The sequence below is a fragment of the Sphingomonas sp. genome (assembly GCF_051962185.1).
Taxonomy (GTDB): Bacteria; Pseudomonadota; Alphaproteobacteria; order Sphingomonadales; family Sphingomonadaceae; genus Sphingomonas.
In genome coordinates this window covers 1-2,321 of sequence record NZ_JBQCCN010000097.1, presented here as the reverse complement: position 1 = coordinate 2,321, position 2,321 = coordinate 1, and the positions used below count along the sequence as shown (strand labels likewise).

At 69.6% G+C, this 2,321-nt stretch carries 2 protein-coding genes and 1 pseudogene; 2 read left to right on the top strand and 1 reads right to left on the bottom strand.

From position 1 onward, the window contains the following. Positions 1 to 724 (bottom strand): annotated as a pseudogene (locus tag ACTHJR_RS05825) (S8 family serine peptidase); the annotation flags it as partial. Positions 725 to 810: 86 nt separating this feature from the next. On the opposite strand from ACTHJR_RS05825, the gene ACTHJR_RS05820 reads away from it, so the two are divergent. Beyond that, on the top strand, positions 811 to 1,296 hold the full coding sequence (locus ACTHJR_RS05820; protein ID WP_440522182.1) for a sigma-70 family RNA polymerase sigma factor: 486 nt from the start codon (positions 811 to 813) through the stop codon (positions 1,294 to 1,296). Then, the gene (locus ACTHJR_RS05815; RefSeq protein ID WP_440522181.1) at positions 1,293 to 1,979 is read left to right on the top strand and encodes an anti-sigma factor family protein; all 687 of its coding nucleotides are present in this window, start codon (positions 1,293 to 1,295) and stop codon (positions 1,977 to 1,979) included. Before ACTHJR_RS05820 ends, ACTHJR_RS05815 begins: the two co-directional genes overlap by 4 nt. The last annotated feature ends 342 nt before the right edge of the window (positions 1,980 to 2,321 follow it).

The window sequence follows — 2,321 nt, the reverse complement described above, 5'->3', positions numbered from 1 at the left end:
CCTTGGCGATCGCGGTGGCGGTGCCGCCCGGCGGGTCGCTGCCGTACTCGTCCGCCGAAGCGTTCCGCGCGCCTGGCAAGCCCCCGCGGACGTTGCCCGACCCGGCGAGCAGCGACGCCACCGCGGTGCCGTGGTCGTTGGCGCGCGGCGCGCCGCTGGCGAACCCGGCCGACAGCGTCGCGCCGGAGACTCCCCCGTCGATCACGCCGACCATTGGCCCGGTGCGCGGGTCCGGCGGCGCCGGGCTGCCCGTCACGGCGCCGCTGGCGAAATGGAGCTGATCGGCGCTGACTTCGCCACCCAGCTTGCGGATCTCGGCGATCGCGGCTTTCAGCGACTTGCCGTCCGGCACCGACAATCGCCCGACGGAAACACCCAGCACGTCGTCATGCTCGATCAGCCGGTATCCTCTCGCCGACGCGGCACGAAGCAACGCGTCGTCCGGGGCATCGACGACGACCTCTCCGGCGCGCGCCGGAAAGCCTTGCGGATCGAGGGCGACGCGGCCGGGATTGTCGCGCACCAACCGGTCGATCATGGCGCGGCGGGCATCGGCGAGCGTCCTGGCCGCCGCCTCCGGCATGCGCAGAACCGTGCCGGCGACGCCCTCCACTGGCGATAGTCCGGGAATCGGCAATGTGCCCGTGGGAATCGACGGCAGCAATTGTCCGCGCGCTACTCCGGTCAGCACGAGCAACGCGGCGAGGACGGTCAGGCGGCGCAAGGACAGGTCTTTCTGTTGGCAAACTTCTTCATGCGTGGATTAAACGGGCGACGCCATCCGTTTCATCCGAGAAGAAGGGAATAGGTTTGGCCGCTTTCGAGGACGAGATGCTGGCGCTGCTGCCGCGGCTGCGGCGGTTCGCCCGGTCGCTCGCCCGCGATGCGGCGGATGCCGACGATTTGTGCCAGGTGGCGGTCGAAAAAGCGCTGCAGGCGCGCAGATCGTGGCAACCGGGAACGAGAATGGACAGCTGGATGTACCGCATCATGCGCAACGCCTGGATCGACAACACCCGCGCCAGGACCAGGGCGTCGGAAACCTTCGTCGATGCCGAAGCCGGTGCCACGATTGGCGGCGACGGCGGCGCGGAAGCGCGGGTCGCCTTGCGCGAGGTCGAATCCGCGATGCGGCGCCTGCCCGACGAACAGCGCGAAGCGGTCGCGCTGGTGCTGGTCGAGGGGCTCGCCTATCGCGAAGCGGCCGACATTCTCGACATCCCGATCGGCACGCTCACGTCGCGTCTGGTGCGCGGCCGACACGCGTTGATGGCGGAGTTGGGAGAAGCGGTATGACGATCGATCCCGCAACGCTGATGGCCTATGCCGATGGCGAACTCGGCGCGATCGACGCCAAGCGCGTGGAACGCGCGATCGCCGCCGATCCGGCGCTCGCCGTCGAGGTCGACCGCCATCGCGCGCTGCGCGCCCGCCTCGCCGGCAGCTTCGCTCCGATCGTGGAAGCGCCGGTCCCCGAACGGCTCTCGTCGCTGCTCGATACCAATGTCGTCGCCCTGCCCCGCCCCACGCGCCCGGCACGGGCGCACTGGCGCGAGGCGGCGGCGCTGGCGGCGTGCCTGGTGCTCGGGCTGCTGATCGGCATCGGCGTATCGCGCGACGGGCAGGTCACTGGGCGCGATGACGGTCTCTACGCTTCCGGGTCGCTCGCCGCGGGGCTCGATCGACAGGCGAGCGGCGCGACTGGCGCGGTCAGGATCGCGGTCAGCTTCCGCGACAGGAAAGGCGCCTATTGCCGCGTCTTCAGCACGGCCGCGACCGACGGTATCGCCTGTCGCGACGCCGGCGGCTGGGCGTTGCGCCGGACGCAGCAGGGCGCCGGGCCCGATCAAAATCGCGGCGCCTATATACAGGCCGGCTCGACGGATCCGGAATTGATGGCGGCGGCGCAGGATATGATGGCAGGACAGCCGCTCGACGCGGTGGGCGAACGCGCCGCGCGCGCGAAGGGATGGCGTTAAGCGTCGTTGGCCGGGGCGAGTCGAACGAAGCCAGCACGTCACTCCGGGGACAATTGACTTCCCCCCAAATCCCCGTATAGGCGCGCTCTTCGCGAGATGGGCTCGGCCCTCTGCTCGCGTTACCGTCCGAGACAGCAGGTGCGGGTTTCCCGCTTAATCTCCTGCCTAGACGGGGAATGGAATTTGCCCGCTCGCGGTTCGTGCCGCGTGCAAGGGACTGCCGCTCTCCATGAAGACAGCGGCCGGCGCCATGCCCCATCGACGGAGAAACTGGCCGTGCGGAGCAATCCGTGCGGCTGCTTTGAACCGGACCGATCGCCTTCGGGCGAGAGGTCCAGAACG

Excerpts from the sequence above, each read along its gene's own strand:
- ACTHJR_RS05815 (WP_440522181.1), top strand. The coding sequence starts at position 1,293 with ATGACGATCGATCCCGCAACGCTGATGGCCTATGCCGATGGCGAACTC.